The organism is uncultured Formosa sp., assembly GCF_947500765.1.
Classification (GTDB): Bacteria; Bacteroidota; Bacteroidia; order Flavobacteriales; family Flavobacteriaceae; genus Formosa.
In genome coordinates this window covers 96,613-117,284 of record NZ_CANMTH010000003.1, presented here as the reverse complement: position 1 = coordinate 117,284, position 20,672 = coordinate 96,613, and the positions used below count along the sequence as shown (strand labels likewise).

Annotated in this window: 16 protein-coding genes; 6 read left to right on the top strand and 10 right to left on the bottom strand. The window is 30.1% G+C overall.

Translation table 11 applies throughout. From position 1 onward, the window contains the following. Position 1: 1 nt before the first annotated feature. From Q1B05_RS06745 to Q1B05_RS06730, 4 genes are all read right to left on the bottom strand, one after another. Complete coding sequence (locus Q1B05_RS06745; protein WP_299778946.1) at positions 2-1,978, bottom strand: PAS domain S-box protein; 1,977 nt, start codon at positions 1,976-1,978, stop codon at positions 2-4. Next, positions 1,978-2,517 (bottom strand): heme NO-binding domain-containing protein, encoded by a 540-nt coding sequence (locus tag Q1B05_RS06740; RefSeq protein ID WP_299778944.1) that lies wholly within the window; start codon positions 2,515-2,517, stop codon positions 1,978-1,980. Before Q1B05_RS06740 ends, Q1B05_RS06745 begins: the two co-directional genes overlap by 1 nt. Positions 2,518-2,607: 90 nt before the next feature. Continuing rightward, a complete protein-coding gene (locus Q1B05_RS06735) occupies positions 2,608-3,021 on the bottom strand; it encodes a response regulator (protein ID WP_299778942.1) in 414 nt (137 codons plus the stop codon). A gap of 341 nt (positions 3,022-3,362) precedes the next feature. Beyond that, the gene (locus Q1B05_RS06730; protein ID WP_299778940.1) at positions 3,363-4,262 is read right to left on the bottom strand and encodes a helix-turn-helix transcriptional regulator; all 900 of its coding nucleotides are present in this window, start codon (positions 4,260-4,262) and stop codon (positions 3,363-3,365) included. 179 nt (positions 4,263-4,441) lie between these two features. On the opposite strand from Q1B05_RS06730, the gene Q1B05_RS06725 reads away from it, so the two are divergent. Continuing rightward, positions 4,442-5,761 carry an MATE family efflux transporter gene (locus Q1B05_RS06725; protein WP_299778938.1) on the top strand — a complete coding sequence of 440 codons (1,320 nt, stop codon included), beginning with the start codon at positions 4,442-4,444 and terminating at the stop codon, positions 5,759-5,761. Between the two features lie 345 nt (positions 5,762-6,106). On the opposite strand, the gene Q1B05_RS06720 is transcribed toward Q1B05_RS06725, so the two are convergent. From Q1B05_RS06720 to Q1B05_RS06700, 5 genes are all read right to left on the bottom strand, one after another. Further along, complete coding sequence (locus Q1B05_RS06720) at positions 6,107-6,985, bottom strand: diacylglycerol kinase family protein (RefSeq protein ID WP_299778936.1); 879 nt, start codon at positions 6,983-6,985, stop codon at positions 6,107-6,109. Then, a complete protein-coding gene (locus Q1B05_RS06715; protein WP_299778934.1) occupies positions 6,982-8,961 on the bottom strand; it encodes an LTA synthase family protein in 1,980 nt (659 codons plus the stop codon). Before Q1B05_RS06715 ends, Q1B05_RS06720 begins: the two co-directional genes overlap by 4 nt. A 74-nt stretch (positions 8,962-9,035) precedes the next feature. Next, positions 9,036-10,280, bottom strand: a complete 1,245-nt coding sequence (locus tag Q1B05_RS06710; RefSeq protein WP_299778932.1) for a HAMP domain-containing sensor histidine kinase — start codon at positions 10,278-10,280, stop codon at positions 9,036-9,038. A 4-nt stretch (positions 10,281-10,284) separates the two neighbouring features. Further along, a complete protein-coding gene (locus Q1B05_RS06705) occupies positions 10,285-10,959 on the bottom strand; it encodes a response regulator transcription factor (RefSeq protein WP_299778930.1) in 675 nt (224 codons plus the stop codon). Positions 10,960-11,099: 140 nt separating this feature from the next. Continuing rightward, positions 11,100-11,603 (bottom strand): DUF4920 domain-containing protein, encoded by a 504-nt coding sequence (locus Q1B05_RS06700; protein WP_299778928.1) that lies wholly within the window; start codon positions 11,601-11,603, stop codon positions 11,100-11,102. A gap of 450 nt (positions 11,604-12,053) precedes the next feature. Here Q1B05_RS06700 and Q1B05_RS06695 point away from each other — a divergent pair, with 450 nt between their 5' ends. From Q1B05_RS06695 to Q1B05_RS06685, 3 genes are all read left to right on the top strand, one after another. Beyond that, on the top strand, positions 12,054-12,845 hold the full coding sequence (locus tag Q1B05_RS06695; protein WP_299778926.1) for a hypothetical protein: 792 nt from the start codon (positions 12,054-12,056) through the stop codon (positions 12,843-12,845). A gap of 426 nt (positions 12,846-13,271) precedes the next feature. Then, positions 13,272-14,462: a dipeptidase gene (locus Q1B05_RS06690; RefSeq protein WP_299778924.1), complete on the top strand. Its 1,191-nt coding sequence runs from the start codon at positions 13,272-13,274 to the stop codon at positions 14,460-14,462. Positions 14,463-14,649: 187 nt separating this feature from the next. Then, on the top strand, positions 14,650-15,525 hold the full coding sequence (locus Q1B05_RS06685; protein WP_299778922.1) for a retropepsin-like aspartic protease: 876 nt from the start codon (positions 14,650-14,652) through the stop codon (positions 15,523-15,525). Between the two features lie 106 nt (positions 15,526-15,631). Here the strand turns inward: Q1B05_RS06685 and Q1B05_RS06680 are convergent, their stop codons facing one another. Next, on the bottom strand, positions 15,632-16,981 hold the full coding sequence (locus Q1B05_RS06680) for an NAD(P)/FAD-dependent oxidoreductase (RefSeq protein WP_299778920.1): 1,350 nt from the start codon (positions 16,979-16,981) through the stop codon (positions 15,632-15,634). Positions 16,982-17,303: 322 nt separating this feature from the next. Here Q1B05_RS06680 and Q1B05_RS06675 point away from each other — a divergent pair, with 322 nt between their 5' ends. Beyond that, positions 17,304-18,632 (top strand): sodium:proton antiporter, encoded by a 1,329-nt coding sequence (locus tag Q1B05_RS06675; protein WP_299778918.1) that lies wholly within the window; start codon positions 17,304-17,306, stop codon positions 18,630-18,632. A gap of 482 nt (positions 18,633-19,114) precedes the next feature. Beyond that, entirely contained in the window at positions 19,115-20,632 is a 1,518-nt protein-coding gene (locus tag Q1B05_RS06670) for a DUF1566 domain-containing protein (RefSeq protein WP_299778916.1), read from the top strand. Positions 20,633-20,672 lie beyond the last annotated feature (40 nt).

The window sequence follows — 20,672 nt, the reverse complement described above, 5'->3', positions numbered from 1 at the left end:
GTTATTTTTTTAGTGTAAAAAAGAAAGTTGTACCAATATTAGGTTCGCTTTCTAGCCATATTTTACCATTATGTAATTGCACAATTTTCTGTACAATAGACAAGCCTATCCCTGAGGAATCTTTACTGTTTTTAAGAGAATGGAATACTTTAAATATTTTATCATGGAATTGTTTTTCAATTCCCATACCATTATCTTGAATTGTAAATTGATAAGAATCACTAAGTTCTTTTGCTGATATATTTATATAACCTTTATCTTTATCGATAAACTTAACGGCATTACTAATTAAATTTTGGAAGACTTGCTGCAACTTCGTTTTATGCCCTAACACCATTGGCATATCTTCAGAAATATGTACCGAAATGTGTTCTGGAATATATAACATTTCAACTAAATCTTTTAAAAGTCCGTCTATATTAACTTCCGTTTTCTCACTATCTTCGGCACCTATACTAGAGTAATCTAGAATATCGGAAATTAGTTGCTCCATCTTTTCTAGAGTCACCTCTATTAAATTAAAATTCTGAAGACTTAACGCATCTAATTTATCGCCATTATCTTCTTTAATCCAACTTACTAAAGCATCTATACTTCGTAATGGCGATTTTAAATCGTGAGAAACAATATGAGCATACTCTTGTAATTCGTTATTACTTTTAGCGAGTTCGTTTAACAGATTTTCTTTTTGAAGTTCTAAATTCTTAAGGTTTGTAATATCTAAATTTACACCTATAGAACCTATAACATTACCATCTATATCATAATTTGGAGCACCACTTATTAACCAATATCTTAATTCGCCTTTTTTATTTGTAACACGTAACTCGTACGAATCTGTTCTTCCTGTCTTACGATGTTTTACTTTTTCCTCAATAATAGGTTTATCTTCTAAAACAGGAAAAATATCTTTTCCTTTTACACCCAGAAGTTCGTTTTGAGAGTATCCAGACATATCTAAAAAAGTTTGATTAACCATCAATATTTTATCGTCTAAATCGATCTCTACAAGGCCTAAATTCATGTTAGAAATAATACTGTAATATTTCTGTTTTTCGACCTCTAAACTTTTTCTATAGGTTCTATTAAGTGTTACATCTTTAAATGTCCACAAATACCCTTTAGATTGGTTGCCTTGAATAATGGGTAAATAATTTCGTTCTAAAATTTTACCATCTAACATTTCTAACTCATCACCAATAACCGTTTCTCTTATAGTATCTATATCCTCCATGCGTTGTAAAAACAGTTCTGGATTTTTAAATAAAACACTATTTTGTATTGAGGCTTCTTTACAGTCCATCCCTATTAAATCTATTGGATCTGCATCGATATTAAATAACTCGGTAAATTTTTTATTAGTAAGTACAATCTTTCGGTTTTCGTCTTCTAAAACCACACCACTATCTAAGTTAAGAATTAAAGTGGCCAATCTATTTTCAGACTCTTTAAGTTTTTCTTCGGCTTCCTTTTCTTTTGTAATATCTCTTATAATACCTTGAGCTGCAAAAGGCTTTTTATCGTGATAAACTATACTAGCATTTATATGTACTAGTTTTTCAAGATTTAAATACGTATTTATTTTAATTTCAAAATCTGTTAAAGTACCTTCTTGTATTAAGCGTTGAAAAGAATTAGACACACGTTCAACATCATCTGGACTAACCATTTTCATGAGGTTAAAATCTACTTCTTCATCTTTAAATCCTAATAAATGCAGTGCAGCATCATTCATTTTTAAAATATTGCCTGTTAAATCCATAATTAAATAAGCATCAACAATATTTTCAAATACACCCTGTAATTGAGAGTCTTTTTTAGTAAGAGAGGTTTCTAATTCTGCGTACGATTTTTCAAGTTTCTGATTGGTTTCATATAACTCGGCTGCTTTCTGTTCTAAAATAGATTCAGCTTGTTTTCTAGCCGCTTTTTCGCGATTAAGAGCTCGTTGTAATATGTCAATTTGATGCTGACTCATTACTTTTTATGTATAGTAAACTTAACTTCTGTACCATCTTCTTTTATTTTTTCCAGTAAAATGGTTGCTTCTTCATTAAAATGCTCAAAAGTTTTATTCATTAATCCTAAACCAAAATGATGCATCGCACGATTAGATTTATAAATTAAGATTAACGAATTTTCACTTTTCTCTATAACTTCAAAAGTTGGTAACTCGGCATCTGGATAAATTTTTCGTACCTCGATATGAATGTGATTTTCAATAGAAGAAAGCATCTCGATAGGATCTTTATATATATCTAATAATCCTGGGTAACTACGTTCTATAACACTAAAAAAATGTTCGGCATAAACTAATAATAAATCATCTATAGAGATATCTGTATGTGCGCTTAAATGTTGAAGTAATTGCAACATTTCTGAAAATTTATAAGTCCCAACAGCTGTGTATGCGCCTTCCGACTCTAAACTCGATTCAGTAATGATTTTATCAACCATTTCTAACCCAAATTTATCTTCAACTAAATCTAAAAATTCAGTAAAAACAATACCTTTCATGCTTTAAGTTTTTTGTAGTGTGATTGTAATATATAACATCCTGAGCACCTTAGCACTATAAAATTAAATTTTTTAAATACAGATTGTCTACTATATTTTTTTTAATTCGTTGATGCTCCAGTACGCTAGAAGTTTTTCAATCTTAGAGACGTACTCTTCATACTTTAAAGGTTTTAATACGTAACCCGCAATACCAATCTTGTAACATTCTAGTAAATCTTTTTGATTACTAGATGTTGTTAAAATAATCGTGGGAATATATTTTAGAACGTCGTCTTGTTTAAGAATATTTAAAAACTCGATACCATTAATTTTAGGCATATTTAAATCCAATAAAATTATGTCTGGTAAGTCTTCCTTTTTCTCTAAAAGATGTAAGGCGTCTTCACCATTATTGGCTTCGATAATTTTATGATTAAGTTGGAGTGACGAAATAGCTCTATTTAATTTCATCACTTCAATCATATCATCTTCTATCAGTAGTATTTTTAAAACATGTGTCATTCTAAATGAAGTTTAGGAAGATTGCAAAAATAGGGTCTTTTGTTTGAAATTTTATTTTGAAATCGTTTGTAAGGTATTTGCTATAGTTGAATAGACAAAAAGTGTAGGTGAATGGTTTTTAACCTGTTTTCAGAATTAAAAAAATTGTCTTGTTTTATTACGAATAAAATCGGTTATAACACAGATTGACGCTTAAAATAAAGCGTTTTATTTGGTGAATAAATAACGAAATTAAATATACTATTTTTAGTTCTAGTACAGTATCGATACATAGATATTGGATGGCTTGAATTAAACTGAAATAAATAGCCTATTATAACATAGGCTGTTTTAATGCTAGTTTATTGCTTACGAAACTGGGAAGCTGTAATGCCTACATTGCGTTTGAAAAATTGATTAAAATTTGACACTTCATTAAATCCTAAAGCATCTGCAACTTCTAAAATTGATTTTTCTTTTTGATGCAGTAGTGTTTTAGCTTGTAAGACCTTATAATCTATAATAATTTTCTGAGCACTTTTACCGGTTGCCTTTTTTACACATTCGGTAAGATAAATTGGACTTATATTAAGCATGGAGGCATATTCATTAACCGATAAAAAATTAGTATGAGTAGATTGAATTGCATTTTCGAACTTCGACATAATAACATCAAACCTATTTAAGGTTACTATACCTTCATTGTTATATGTCACACGTTTTACCTTATAAAGTAATACACTAAGTAGTGAACTAATTACCTCTAAACTATGAATTTCATTATTTCTAGATTCTTGGTATAAGGATTCAGCTAAAACAGAAATAACAGAAAAATCGTCTTCAGATAAATAGTATAAAGGCAATGTATGCATTTTAAAAAAAGGAAACCTATTTTGCACTTCGTACGGCTGATTTAAACCTTCTAAAATTGAAGATTTAAAATAAATAACATATCCTTCATCATCATCGTCAACACCAGAATTACTTTTGCCATAACTAATAGTCTGAAAAGGAGAAATAATAGCTAAACCATTAGTCATTTTATAAAAAGTCTGATCTCCAATCATCATGTTCTTATTATGACGAGCTATTATACCTATTTCGAAAAAATCTCTTTTGTGCGGTTCAAAATATACAGGATCAGGCAATTCTGTATTTAAATTTTTACCACTAAATGTTCTTATATAAAACTGATTGTTATAATCTGTAGTTTCATCTATATCATTTAAAAAATAAGTTTTTATATTATCGTAAATCTTCATAGTATAAACAGAATCTACACAAATATAGAAAAACCTAAATAACAATCTATTTTACCAAAATAACAATACACAATACACTATTTTTTTCGGCTACTTTTGCTTATTAATATTAAAAAATATGTAAACATGCTTCGTAAAGTACAAGCTTAGCATTACACATATAATTATAAATCTTTACCATGTTAATTACTGAAAATTCTGTTTTAAAACAGCTTATAAAGTATGTGGGTCCTGCTGTTTTAGGACTGTTAATTAATGCACTTTATAACATTGTAGATCGGATATTTGTGGGGCAATTTGTGGGAGCAGAAGGACTATCTGCTGTGACCATGGTATTTCCTGTATTTCTTTTTCAGTTTGGTTTTGTTCTTTTATTTGGTAGCGGAACTGGTGTTATGATTTCTAAATACTTAGGAGAATCTAAACCTGAAAAAGCTGAAATTGCTCTAGGCAATATGATTGCAGGACTTTTAATAATTATCGTGTTATTTACAGGTTCTGGATTATTATTTTATAGACCCTTATTAGAACTCTTCGGGGCCCAAGGCGACCTTTTAAACCTATCTGCCGAATATTTACAAGTTATTATTTTCGGATTTCCTTTGTCTTTTTTTATTGCTCTAGAATTTACTTGCCGTGCAGAAGGAAACCCACGTTTACCTGCAAAGCTTATTTTAATCTCTTCGGTTATAAACATCACGCTAGATATTGTTTTTATGAAAGGCTTAGACATGGGAGTTCGTGGTGCAGGATTGGCTACAATTATTGCTCAAGGTGTAAATAGCGTGTTCTTAATTGCATATTATATAAGAGGAAAAAGCCTTATAAGGCTAGTTTGGAAAAACATTAAATTACAAAAAGATGTTATTTTACCTATGCTACTACTAGGCTCCTCCCCATTTATTATGGATTGTGCTACTAGTATTCAGAATGTGATTGCAAATAACTTACTCCTTAAATCTGGAGGTACAGAGGCTGTAGCTGTAATGGGAATTATTTTTGGTGTTAATGTATTTTTTATGATGACAGCCTTAGGTATTGGAGATGGCATACAACCCATTATTAGTTTTAATCTTGGTGCAAAAAAACACTTACAAAACTACAAAACATTGCTTTATACTATGATTATAGTGGCTTCAATAGGTATTTTAGGAGTTATCCTGTTAGAATTGTTGCCCAATAAAATTATTTCTATTTTTATTAATAAAAACGAAGAGATAAGAAGTCTCGCCAAAACTGCATTACGTATTTTTGCATTATCTATTCCGTTTTATATGGTTCAGATTATAGCAACACGTTATTTCCAGGCATTACACAAGAACAGAATTGCGATTTTTTTTGCATTACTTAGACCCATTCTCTTGTTTATACCTATTGCTTATACGCTTAATTGGATGTTTGGTTTAAACGGTGTGTGGACATCGTTTGTAGTAACAGATAGTCTTGCAGCACTAGTCTCGATTGTCTTTATAAAAAAAATGTATCCTACTAAACTTTAAGGTGTTTTATTACAGTTCATCCCTTTATTAAATACGCTGTGCCAAAAATAATGGTTCTATCTTTAAAACTATGTTTCCTTTTATACCAAATCTATTTAAAGCATAAACGGATAGAGATGGAGCATACTGACTAAAACATCTACGATAATTTTTTTATCTATATTCTCTCTTAATTCATTATTAGTGCCTTCATTAATATTTTTTATGGTATGAGACTCTCTAAACCTATTATTCCATAACCAATAAGCGTAGTATGATTAATTAATACTTCAAATTTAAATTTAGTTGATTTTTGTTTTAATATAGAATCTACAGAAACGTTTTGCCCAGACAAGTTTAAAAGCGTTACACAATCACTGTAAGTGCTTTTTCTTTTAATGAAATAACAACCGATTTGCCTCTTATACTTAATAATTCTCCATCGACCTGAGATTCAAAGACATCGCCTGACTTTAATTTTAAAGTTAAAATTTTGGTTTGAAACCCTTTAACTTCTTTCATCCATTCAATTTTTTTTAAAAGCATTAATGCTCCAAATACCACCATTTTAAAGGTGCTAATTGTAGGCACAATTATAACATCTAACAAGCCATCTTCTAATGATGCTTTTGGTGTTAAACTCATATTGTAACCTAACTTATTTGAATTTGAAATAAATATTAAAAATGGATTTTCGATTGTCTTTTTTCCATTAACATCAATTGTTATTGTATTGGAATTAGACTGTAAAAACGATTTAAATGTTGCACTTAAATAAGCATACAATGTTCTTTTTTTTGATGCTTCATAATGACTAATTACTTTGGCATCAAACCCAAATCCAGAATTACTAAAAAAATAGAATTGATTAATACATCCCACATCTATTTTTGTTTTAGTATTTTTTTTAATAACACCTAATGCTTTTACAATGTCTTGCGGTATTTTAAGGTTTGAAGCTAAGCCATTTCCTGATCCTAGCGGAATTATACCTAAAGAAATGCCGCTATCTACCAAAACAGATGCTATTTCGTTTATCGTTCCATCTCCTCCACATGCAACAACAACATCAGCTTTTTCAGATATAGATGCTTTTGCTAAACAGATAGCATGCCCTTTAAATTCTGAATATTTTACGGTAATATTATAATAGATTTTTTCAAAAAAATCATCTAAATTAATATTCTCGAACCCATAATTACCTTGCCCAGAAATAGGATTCACTATAAAGTGGATGTGAATCATTTGGTTGTATTTAATTTTAATCCACCAGTCCTATACAAATCATCGGCAACTTCATAAAAAGAAATAGATTTTTGTAGAAATTGGGCATCAATAGGAAGTGTACTTAAACTATTATCTGCCGTATTCCACTTATAAAAATTTGCGTTAGATTGTTCGTCTAAAATCATCACCTTATCTGCTTTTAAATAACCTAATTTTCGATAATTCCCAACAAAAGCACGCTCATCTTCGGCTTTCATATGTAATATATCTTGACCAAAAAAATTAGAGTTATAATCCCAATGAAACAAAGAAAACAATGTTGGAAACAAATCTATTTGAGAGCATTGAGCTTCTACAATACGAGCCTCTGTTTGTGGTAAATTATAAATGAACGCAGGAATATGGTAATTGTCTATATCTAGCTCCCAACGCCCCGCACTACTAGCACAATGATCACTCATAATAACAAAAACAGTAGTACTAAACCATGGTTTTTCTTTAGCAAGTTTTAAGAATTCTGCGATAGCATAATCAGTATATTTAACGGCTCCATTTCTGCTTGTATTAGAAGGAATATTAATTTTACCTTCTGGATAACTATAAGGTTTGTGATTAGAGGTTGTCATTACAAAATTAAAAAAAGGTCGCCCTTCTTCATATTCATTATCGGCTTCTTTAAGTACTTTATTATAAATATCCATATCGCAAACCCCCCAAGCATTTTCAAAAGTGATTTCATTATCTTCAATATTTGTACGCTTAACCGAGAAAGTATTATCTAACAAAAAACCACGCCCTCTATCTACAATATTAAAACCGTTACTTCCAAAATAGGTGTTCATATTATCAAAATATCCGTCGCCACCATAAAAAAACGTGCGGCTATATCCTTGCTGTTTAAAAACTTCTCCTATTGTAAAAAGTCCCTTATTCTGTTTACGCTTCACAATACTTCGCCCTGGAGAAGGCGGAATAGATAGCGTTATGGCTTCCATACCACGAACGGTACGTGTTCCTGTAGCATAAAGGTTTTTAAAAAACAAACTCTCACCTACCAAACTATCTAGATGTTGTGTAATATTATCTTCATTACCAAAAGTCTTCATAAAACGTGCACTTAAACTTTCTACACAAATAAAAATTACATTTGGTTTTATTGGCTTAATTGAATCTGTTTTTGAAGTTACTGTTCTGTAAATACTAGGTGTATTGGGGTGAATTAAACGATCGCCTAAAGTTTTAAAATCTGATTTTACAAATAGATAAGCGTCCTCTTTAGAAATAGATTTATAAAATTCGTTATATGGTAATTCGTTATTTCTAAAGGCTGCAAAAAAGGAATATACTCCAGCTTTAGACAGTTCATTATTGTATCTATTTACAGACCAATCCGCTTGTTTATTTGTTATAAAAATACCTGATATAATAGCAATAAAAAACCAAGGAACAGCTGCAATAATTTTAATTTTAAAAGCTATTTTATTAGTAAATGATTGTTGAAAACTACCTGTTCTATAACTAATAAAAACACTAGAGGCAACAAGGATTAACATTCCAGATATTAGTAAGGGAAGCGGATATGATTCATTAATATTCTTAACAACTTCGTAGGTGTAAATAAGATAATCTACAGCGATAAAATTGAAACGTCGTTGAAATTCATCCCAAAATGTAATTTCTCCGAAGAAGGAAAAAAACATAATAAGTACCGTTATAGAAAACCCGAAATATGTAAGTATTCTATCCAATAATGATCCTGTCCATTTTTGAGGCAAGACAAGTAAATAGACTAAATATGGAATTAAAAAAAAAGAGAGGGTTGCAACATCAAATAGGAATCCTATTATAAATGTGAGAACGAAATCGAAAAGACTTGCACTTACTTCTGAAAAGTTCCATACAAAAAAGGAACATCTTACAATAAAAGATGCTGATAAAAATAAAATGATGAACACTTTTAAAAGTGCAAATCTTTGTGGAAATAACCTATTCATTAATCATATATTAATTTATAGGTGTAAAACTACTTACCAATTCTAAAGAAAAACTAAAGTTGAATTTAAATCGTTTAAAAAATTACAGAGAATTGATGTAGATTATCTTTAAATGTATAATGAATTTGAAATCCATACAAATCACATATTTTCTTGGCGATTGCTAAACCTAAGCCCATGGAATTATTATAATTTTTTTCACGATAAAACCGTTTAAACAAATGATCTGGATGCATTAATTCTTGATTTCCATAATTAGAAACAGTTAATACATTGTGTTTAATAGTGATTGCTATAGAATTATTATCTTTATTATATCTTACCGCATTAGATATTAAATTATTACATAATACTTCGGCTAAATAAGAATCCATTGAAACCACTAATTCTTTATCTGCAATAAAAGAAAAATCACTCTCAGTTAATTCTTTAAAATTTTCAATAGTACAGCCTACTAAGACTGTAATGTTTATATGTTCGACATTAACAAATTGATTATTTTCTATTTTAGTAAGTAAAGTGAGACGTTTATTTAATTGTTTTAAACGCTGAATATCTTTTTGAATGGATGTAATTTGTTGAAACTGCTTATTATTAATATCAGATTGATTGATTATGTTCTCAATCTTAGCTTGAATAATTGCTAAAGGTGTTTGCAACTCATGAGACACATTTTCTGTAAATTGTTTTAAATTTTCATAATCAAATTTTACCTTATCCGAAAGATGGACAAGTTCTTCTTTTAACTCTGAAAACTCAATAATGTCACTATCTACAAGATTAATAGGCTCGTTTTTTAACAGAGAGAATCGCTTCATTTCTTCTAAATTATAAAAAAAAGGTTCCCAAGTTTTCATATTTCTTGATCTTGAAATATAGAATAAAAATAAAAAAGCAAATATAAAAATTACAATATTATAGCCCATTATGGCAATTAAAATAACTTCATATTCTACACCTAGATTTCTAACAGTAATTTTATAGTTTTTATTATTTATACGTCTATAAGTAGATAATTCTCGAAACAATTCCATTTCATCTTGTGAAGGATCATAAATAATTGTGTCTTTTAACACTTCTGGACCTAAGCGGTCTACAACTTTTACATCTGTAATTGGAGGTAACGAAAACTCTGCTTCACCTTGCTGTAATGCATATATAACTCTAAATTCTGTAGTGTATAAAGATTCTTCAACTTCAGACCTTAGTAAATTTTTAGTATAAAAATAAAGTATAAGCGTACTTAAAACCGTTAAAAACACAGCTGCTCTAAGAAACGTTTTAGACGTTTTAGCAATAAGTCTTTCCTTTTTTATCACCGTTTTATTCCTCTAAAAATTTATATCCTGTGCCGTAAGCTGTCTTAATATATTTGGCACCCTGTGCAGTTAGTTTTTTTCTTAAGTTATTAATATGCACATAAATAAAATCAAAATTATCTAATAGGTCACTATTATCTCCCCATAGATGCTCAGCAATAATTTCTTTAGAAAGTACACGCCCTTTATTTGATATAAAAAACAACAATAATTCGTATTCTTTTCGGGTTAAAGCCATCGCTTTACCATTAATAGTTGCGGTTTTAGATTTTGTGTCTAAAGAAATTTCATTGAAAGTTATAGACTCATCACCTCCAAATTTACCGCGACGAAGTACAGCATTTATTCTTGAATTAAGTTCGGCTAAATGGAAGGGTTTTGTTATATAATCGTCTGCGCCTAGATCTAACCCCTCTAATTTATCGGTTAATGAGTTATTTGCTGAAATGATAATAACACCAGCACGTTTCTTATCTTTTTTCAAAGACTTAAGAACATCTATACCACTACCTGTTTTAAGATTTATATCTAAAATAATGATGTCGTAATCGTAGAGCGAAACTTTTTCTTCAGCTTCAAAAAAATCTGAAGCGATTTCACAAATATTTCCATCACGCTCCAAATAATCTACAATAGATTGACGTAAATCAACTTCATCTTCTGCTATTAAATATTTCATAATCTAAATTAAAAGGACATAAAACTAAAATGCAATTCTAAATGAAATCTAAAGTATCTCTAAAAGATTAGATGTAACTTACCACTTCATTTTTAAAAACGAAAATGTATCAATATAAACATACCAGAAACTATAATCAATTATTCTCTAAGTAAAACACCATCTGCTTCAAAACGATATTCTAATTTAGGAACTGTAATCGCTGCAATTTCTTCTGCAGATTTACCAGCATCTTCGGCATAATGTCTTAATTCTTCTACTGGAGTTTCTGTTACAAATGCAATGCCGTTAACAACAACATCTCCTTTTGCTTTTAATGGCATAAAAAAAGCGTAATCTTTAAATTTAACCATAACAGGTTTTTCTCCATCAACATCTAATGTCATCCAACATCCTTTTTTAGGACAAACTTCAATAATTTTTCCTTTCAGTTTAGAGTTAATAGTATCTCCTACTTTTAAGTCTTTATAATGTTTCATCATGTCTTCAGAAGTTAAGACATCGGTATCGTTTATTTCTTTTCCAAAAGTAGAATAAGTAATTCCAGGTTTAGTGTCTTCAACACTCACGTCTACAATTTTAGATTCATTTTTACAAGAAAAAAGAGTTAAGCTAACGGCTAAAAGTAAAATTATTCTTTTCATTTTAAGTCGGTTTAGAATTATTATTGGATTACAAACTTAACCTATTTAACGGAATACAATATTTTTATTCAGCACACGGCTGCTTTACATCCTTTAAAACAGCTTTACAGTATAATATTTTCAACAAAAATCTTGTATTTAAAGTCATAACAATTTTACAACTTTAAGCTACATTAAAAATATAACTTTAGTTATTGTTTAGTATTTCTCAAAATAATTGAATAAAAATGATATACTAAACACTTATTTTAACAAAAAAAAACTCTTTATCTGTTATTTACACTAGTTTTTATGATAAAAAAACATCCTAATGTTTATTTAAAAACACAATACTCTATTAAATTATATTTGTTAATTTATTTTACATTTACAACCTCTAATTATTAATAAATAAACATATAAAATGTTATAATTACCATTTTATAAATTAATTAACTACAATATTTTAAAATGAAAAAAATTAGTCAAATTCTATTAACACTTTTTACATTAATATTAATAACAGGATGTGATAGTGATAATAACAATGATGAAGAAACCTCTGAAGATGTATCTATAAATTCAAAATGGATTGTTAGTAATTCAAGTGAATATGAATCTTTTGAATTTAATGAGAGTGGAAATTATATTATTGTAAAAAACACGGAAGAAGAAAGAACTACAGATACCGAAACCATTCTTTTCGGAACCTATAATCTTATTGATGCTAGTACTGTTATACTTTCAGACTTTGGAACACTTTTAATATCAGATATTGATGAAGATTCTATAAATTTCTCTATTGCATTAACAAATAATCCTGAAAGTGAAATTGAAATTAAAGCTTACAAGAATGCAGAATTTGAAAATTCTACAAACACAGATTTACTTTGTAGAACTTGGCAAATGGAAACTTTTAACGGAGAAAATGTAATTGGAACAGTAGATGATTTGACAGTGATCTTCTCTAGAGCAGGGACATATTTTGTAACTTACACAAGCCCTTTAAGCGAAAATGAAGGTGGCTTAGCAAAGTGGTATTGGTCTAATAATAAACAAACAGAACTTTATTATTCATGGGATAAAGGAGAAGATTCTGATGGTATTGTAAAGATTACAGAATTAACACCAACCTCTTTAATAATAGATGAAGATGGAGACATATCTGTTTTAACACCTAAATCTACCTATAGAACAACTACTGATAATACATCAAACGCAACAGATAAAGACATTATAAAAACTGGGCTGTTTAAAAAATAACCACAACCTTAATTTATAAAAAAGCCTCAAGAAAAAGCAACTATTTCTTGAGGCTTTTTTATTTAAAATTGGTAAAATGGTCTGTTATTTTAAATCTTAATAGAGGTTTAGACCAAATCATAAAAATGTAAATCACTAATTTAATAATGTAGAACTTTAGAATAAAATTAATAAAGAAGCATAAAATTTTCTAAACAATTGATTCTATTTTAATTACATAAAACACCTTTAGTTAATACGTAGTGTATTCGTAAAATCAAGGCTTAGACTAACCATTGGTACTTCAAAAAAAAACAATCAAATTATATAATAAGGTAACTTTTATTTTATCTTTAAATCGTAAAACATGTTATATATTCTCACTCTTAAGCCTATAACCATGTTTTAAATCGAAATATTTAACACCTAAATTATAAATTATATACTATGAAATATTTAGTAATCCTACTTCTTTTACTATCAGCATGTAAATCTCCTTCAGAAAAAAAAACTAAAACTAAAACATATTTAGAGATTCATAATGATGCTATTGTAATAGATACACACAACGATATTCTAATGAAAACGGTAGACCAAGGTGTCGTTCTAGATCAAGATTTAACCGGAAAAACACATAGCGATTTAGAGCGTTGGAAAACAGGAGGTTTAGATGTTCAAATATTCTCTGTGTATTGTGATGGTAATACAGAAAACGCCTATGCTGTTGCTAACAGAGAAATGGACAGTCTAGACGCTGTAGTTGCAAGAAATCCAAATAAAATTGCAAAAGTAGCGAACTCGGAAGAGCTTTTAAAAGCGGTAAATGAACATAAAATTGCAGCCATGTTTGGTGTAGAAGGTGGACACATGATAGAAGGTGATCTTGAAAAATTAGAAGCACTTTATAATCGTGGTGCCAGATATTTATCTTTAACACATAACGCAGCTCCAGCTTGGGCTACTAGTGCGGCAGATGAAACAACACATCCAGATTTAGAAGAAAAAGGCCTAACAGATTTTGGTGTACAAGTGATAAAAAAAATGAATGACTTAGGAATGATGATTGATGTAAGTCACTCTGGAGAACAAACATTTTGGGATGTAATTAAGCTTACCAACAAACCTATAATTGCATCTCACAGTTCGGTATACAGCCTTACATCTAGTCGTCGTAATCTAAAAGACGATCAAATAAAAGCTATTGCAAAAAATGGAGGAACAATTATGGTAAATTTTCATCCTAATTTTATAGATAACAGTTTTAAACCAAAAGAAAAAGCATTTCTTGAAAAGCACGCTATTGAAGGAGATTCTCTTATAAAAAGCGGAATGGATGAATGGTATATGCAAGATTACCTATATAAAAAATATAAAGACGAAGCAGATCAAATCAGACCACCATTATCTATATTAATAGATCATATAAATTATATAGTTGCATTGGTTGGTGTAGATTACGTTGGACTAGGATCTGACTTTGATGGAATTAATACCACACCATTACAATTAGACGATGTTACCGGATACCCTTTAATCACTAAGGCTCTAGTAGAAAAAGGATATTCAGAAGAAGACATCGTTAAAATTCTTGGAGGCAATTTCTTAAGAGTTCTAGAAGCGAATGAAATAAAAAAATAGAGTTAACGAGATCTTAAAAAACTTTAGTCCGTTGGAGTAATTAAAATAGTAATCGGTGTAGATATCATAAAAATATTTAGTAATTAGAATAAAATTAAACGTTGATAAACACCTATTTTTAAATACAAAGAAACAAAACAACAACACTATCGTCTTAAAGACGATAAACGTAAATTTAAATAGTATAATGCATAAAATTATTATAACGCTTATAATATTAATTTCTACACTTAGCTATGCACAAAACCAAAATGAGCCAATAATTATCCCTTTCGATTTAACACCAAATGGTCATATACTCATAACAGCTAAAGTAAATAACGTTGAAGGTAAGTTTATATTTGACACAGGTGCAGGGATGAATCTCTTATTAAAAAAATTCGCAGATAAAATTCCTAATTTAGAAAAAACACATCATTTTCATACAGGACATAGAGCTACAGGTGAAGCAATAATGACCGATATATGGAATGCAAAATTACTTGAAATTGGTGAATTTAAATTTGAAAAAGACTTATACTCGGTGTATGATTTAGACATCCCAATAGATGGATTAATTTCTTTAACACCATTTATAGAGACGCCAATAACTATCGATTTTAAAAACAAACAACTAATTGTAGAAAGCAAAAAATCGCTAAATAATAGAATTAAAGAGTCAGATTTCGAAATGCCTATAAAAGTGCATTATGACAAAGAAATTACAATTGGTATTGCTGCAGATATAAAATTGAACGATACACTTTCTCTATTAGTAAATTTAGATAGCGGAGCAGGTTTTGGCGTGTATAGGTTTAATTCGCGTTACATGGAAAATCTTAATATTGATACTTTAAAAGTCAAAACAGAGATTAGAAAAAGTATGTTTAATCCAGAACATAGCAATACCTTTTACTTTACCAAAGTAGATAAATTAAGTAATGCAGAAGACACATCTGAAATTAAAAATTTTAATGCCCAATTTATAACAGGATTAATTCACGAAGGAATTATGGGTATAGATTGGATTGGTGAAATCATTACCATAGATATTATGAATATGAGATTAATTGTAAAAAAATAACAATCATTAACTGTAGTAATACAGAATAAAATCTACGTGTTTTTAACAACAAAACATGAACGCTTTAATAAATGAACGCTTTAATAAATCAACACTTCATTTTAACTTATAACATAGATTTAATATCATTCGACCACGAAGGATAAGTAAAAATCATGTTTTTTACAGCTTCAGTAGTCAGTTTTAAGTTTATGGCTATTGTGAATAAATTAATCGTTTCTGCGGTATAAGGACCTAAAAGGTGAGCGCCAACAATGCGATTGGTACCTGCATTAATTATAATTTTATATCCGTATGTCTTCTCATTAATACGCTTAGCATTGTACCAATCAGGCACTAATTCATGCTTAACAATAACATCGTTATATCTTTTCTTAGCTTCTGCCTCAGAGAGCCCTACTGATGCCAGATTTGGTAAAGTAAAGACTACAGAGGGCACGTTAGGAATATCAATATGCTTTCGGTTTCCATCAATTATATTTTCAGAAACCACTTTAGCTTCAATACCTGAAAGAGGTGTTAAAGGCACACTATGGTCTGAAACATCTCCACAAGCATACACATCTTCATTCGTTGTATTTTGTAAATAAGTATTAACGCTAATCCCCCGTTCAGAAAAAGCAACATCACCATGCTCTAGTGAAAGTTCTTGAATTGCTGGCACACGCCCTGCGGTATTAAAAACCATACGGGCTGTTACAGATGCAGTATCTGTTCCTGTTTTATAATTTACACTATAATTTTTAACACGTTTATCTATACTTGAAATTTCAGCATTAAAAATAAATTGAATACCTAACTTTTTAGAAACATTTACCAATTCAGAAGTTAAATCAGGATCAAATGCTTTTAAGGCACGACTCCCATGCTCAATAATGGTCACTTTACAACCATATCTTGCCGCCATATGTGCGCATTCTAATCCGATATACCCTGCACCAATAAATATCATAGATTTAGGTAGTGATTTTAATTTAAGAAAATCGTCACTAGTTTTAAGATAATGAGCACCTTCCATTTGTAATATTCTTGGAATTTGCCCTGTAGCTATAACTATTTTTTTAGCGACAACTGTTTTTCCTTCTACCGATAGAGTATGCTTTCCTAAAAATTTAGGTGACTGATGATATAAGGTAACGCCTGAGTCTGTTAAAATATTTTCAGTTCCTGCAGGAATTTTTTCTGTAAATTTTTTCTTGAATTTCTGATTTGCATTCCAATGTAATTCAGGTAATGCAGAAATTCCTTTTCCGATTAAATTTTCGGCAAGATCAAAAACCTCAGTTGGTCCTAATATTATTTTTTTAGGATCGCAACCTCTATTTGCACAAGTCCCTCCAAATTCACGATTATCGGCTATAGCTACTGTCAAACCTGCTTCAGAGCAGGTTTTTGCAACATAACGACCAGCAACTCCACTCCCAATTACGAAAACATCATATTCTTTATAGTCCATAACCAAAATTATGTTTTTGTAAAATTTCAGAAGGACTTAAACACTATTAAAATTAACTTAATTGAGCTAATACTTGATTTAAAATTAAATATCTTGATTATATTTTAACAATTCCATAATTAACAATATTAATCATTTCCTGATTTTTATCATGAATATAAACTTTTATTATACTTTAATTTGCTTAAAACTGATTATTATGTAAGATTTACTGCTTTATTTAGAACAAAAAATTAAAAATTAAACGAAAAAAAATTAGGAGTCTTATTCATTAAATTTTTTTAAATTAGATACTCCAAAACACCCTTCAAAAATTCATGTCATGTTGTTAATGCATACTAGTACCGAATTAGTACAACAAATCCCTCTTTGGCCTTCAATTCCTTTCTTTATTATTTTATTAGCAATAGCCGTAGGCCCACTCATTGCTGAAGAATGGTGGGAAAATAATCGAAATAAATTATTGGTTTCAGCAGTGCTGAGTATCCCAACAATGTATTATTTAGTAAGCATGGGGCTTACCGATCATCTAAAAGAACAAATTCTTGGAGATTACTTTCCTTTTATAGTGTTATTAACATCATTATTTGTAATTACGGGAGGTATTCACCTTAGTGGCGATATAAAAGCAAAACCTTGGGTAAACACTTTATTTTTAGGTATCGGATATCTTTTAGCATCCTTTATGGGTACAACAGGTGCTGCCATGTTACTTATTCGTCCTGTAATTTCTATTAACCAACAAAGAAAATACAGCGTACATACTATTCTATTCTTTATTGCTGCTGTAGCCAATTGTGGAGGACTTTTAACACCGCTTGGAGATCCACCATTATTAATGCTTTATTTAAGAGGTGCAAGTTTTACTTGGTTTTTTAGTCTAATCCCAGAGTGGGCTTTTACAGGGGCACTCCTACTTATTATATACTTTATAGTAGATTCTAAATATTATAAGAAAGAACCTAAAGCTAATCTAGCTGCAGATGCTACAGAAATTAAACCCATCCGTATTACTGGTGCAATAAATTTCATTTATTTATTAGGAGTTATTTTTTCTGTTGCTTTCATCAATCACGATATGATTCCTGATATGGCAAAAGAAGATGCACCTTTCTGGCTTAAGCACTTACGTGAATTAATTCTAATTTCATTAACCGTAATCGCATACTTTACAACACCACAAGTTACACGTGAGAAAAATAAATTTTCTTGGGGACCTATAATTGAAGTAGCTGTTGTGTTTATTGGAATATTTATTACCATGACACCAACACTAATTTTTCTTAGACAACATGCCCCAGATATGGGACTTACAGAAGCTTGGCAGTTCTATTATGCTACAGGGTTACTTAGTGCCTTTTTAGACAACACACCTACAGCTGTAGCTTTTCATAGTGTAGCTTCTAGTATACCTCTAGCCGAAAATATACCAATAGTAGCAAACGTTGCCGAAGGGATATTAAAAGCCATTGCAACTAGTGCTGTATTCTTTGGAGCCCTAACATATATTGGAAATGGACCGAACTTTATGGTAAAATCTATTGCAGAAGATCACGGTATTAAAATGCCTAGCTTCTTTGGTTACATGATTAAATTTTCATTAATCATTTTATTACCTATATATATTCTTACACAACTTATATTTATGTAATATTTTAAGTAGAAAATAGCATATTAAAACAGACAGCAAATACGAATTCGTATTTGCTGTCTGTTTTTTTGGTTATAATAACACTAAAATAGTCCTAAATGAGTAAGTACTATATAAACTATTGCAAACTTCTACAAATCTATAAAACTCGAAAAAGCTTCAATCACATTAATTATTTTCAGTATTTCCAATTAAAAAAAAAGTCAGAGTTAGCGCCTAAAACATTCATTTTATTATCAATAATCATATTACAAACACCTAATCTAACATCGCCATTTAAACTTCGTATTCATAAAACACAAATCCAGTGATAAAAATAACCAACTCGTAGATTAGTGTTTATCAACTTAAGTATTCCTGTTATTTTTATATCAATTAACAGCATAATAAAAATGTAAAGATCTCCAGATAAAAATGGACAAATACACATGTTTTTTATGCAATAACTCTTAATTTATTTAAATCTAATGAAATATCCAATTATGAAATTAGGACTAACATTAAAATTTTTTAAGTATTTTATTTTAATGTATAGCGTTTTACTTTTTGTGAGTTGCAAAAGTGAAATTAGTACTACCACAGATCTTACTTATCCGATTGTAGACACAAAGCAAGGATTTACTTATGATAATTATAATAAAATAGAGGCGCCCAAAGCAGGTGAAGCATTCTATGGACAAGATGCACAATATACAGGGAATACACCTAGCTACACAGATAGTAAAAATGGTGTTATTACAGATAATGTTACGGGCTTAATTTGGACACAAGAAGTGTCTAGAAAAGCAATGTCTTGGTCTGAAGCTTCAAAATATTGCGATACACTTACAACTGGTGGCTATAACGATTGGCGTTTACCCACTGTAAAAGAATTATGGTCTATTAGAGACTTTTCTCAAGGATGGCCATGGATTGACACAGACTATTTTCACTTAGTTGGAGACGGTAGCGAACAAAATCAACACCATTCATGGACCAGTAATCGTTATTTAGTAAAAGATGAATATCAAAACCAACAATTAGAAGGAGAACCTGCGTTTATTGTAAACGATTGGACCGGACATATTAAAGCCATGAGTGGAAATCGGTTTGTACGTGCCGTACGTGGAAACAAAACCTATGGCATTAATAAATTTGTTGATAATGGAGACGAAACTGTTAGCGATAAAGCTACGGGCTTAATGTGGTCTAAAAATGATAATGGGGAAGCCATAAACTGGAAAAAAGCTCTAGCATATGCCGAAAATGCTACTGTTGCAGGCTATAACGATTGGCGTTTACCTAATGCTAAAGAATTACAAAGTATTGCAGATTATTCGGGAGTATTTCCTGCTATGGATACCACCGTATTCAACCTTAGTAAACTAAAAAACATAAAAGGTCAGACCGATTATCCGTTCTACTGGTCAAGTACAACCAATCCTTATATTGATGCGTTTCATAATGAATCTGCTGAAACTAATCCTGAAGAAGACGCTTTTATCCCCGGATATACATACGCTTGGATTCTTTCTGCAGGATATTGTGTAGACATGGAAGGGAACGATTTACATGGTGCGGGAGCTATAGTATTTGATACTAAATCTGAAGAAGTTTCTGACCACTCAGGTATAGAAGTCTTCTATCATCATGTCCGTTTAGTTCGTGGTGGTAATGTAACAAAAACACCAAATGGAGATTCTAATAGTATTAATCCAGATCGTGTAGTTTCTTTTCCTGAAGGTATTACAAATCATGGTAGACAACCAAGAAGAGGTCAGCAAGAAGCAGGTGGAAAACCTGAAGAAAATGATGCACCCGGAAGCCCCAATTTTACTCCTGGAGTGAAATATCTTGAAACAATTGGAATAACGGTGACATTAGAAAAATTAGTAACTATAGTTGCAGGACCTCCTGCTCCAAGTACAACAGATCTTGTCGCTAATTTTGCAAAAAATGATATTATTATTACCGAAGCTCAAGCCCAAGATTTATTAGATACATTAAAGTTACCCATGTAAAAAAAGAAGAATATTCATATTTCTTATCACCCATATCTAT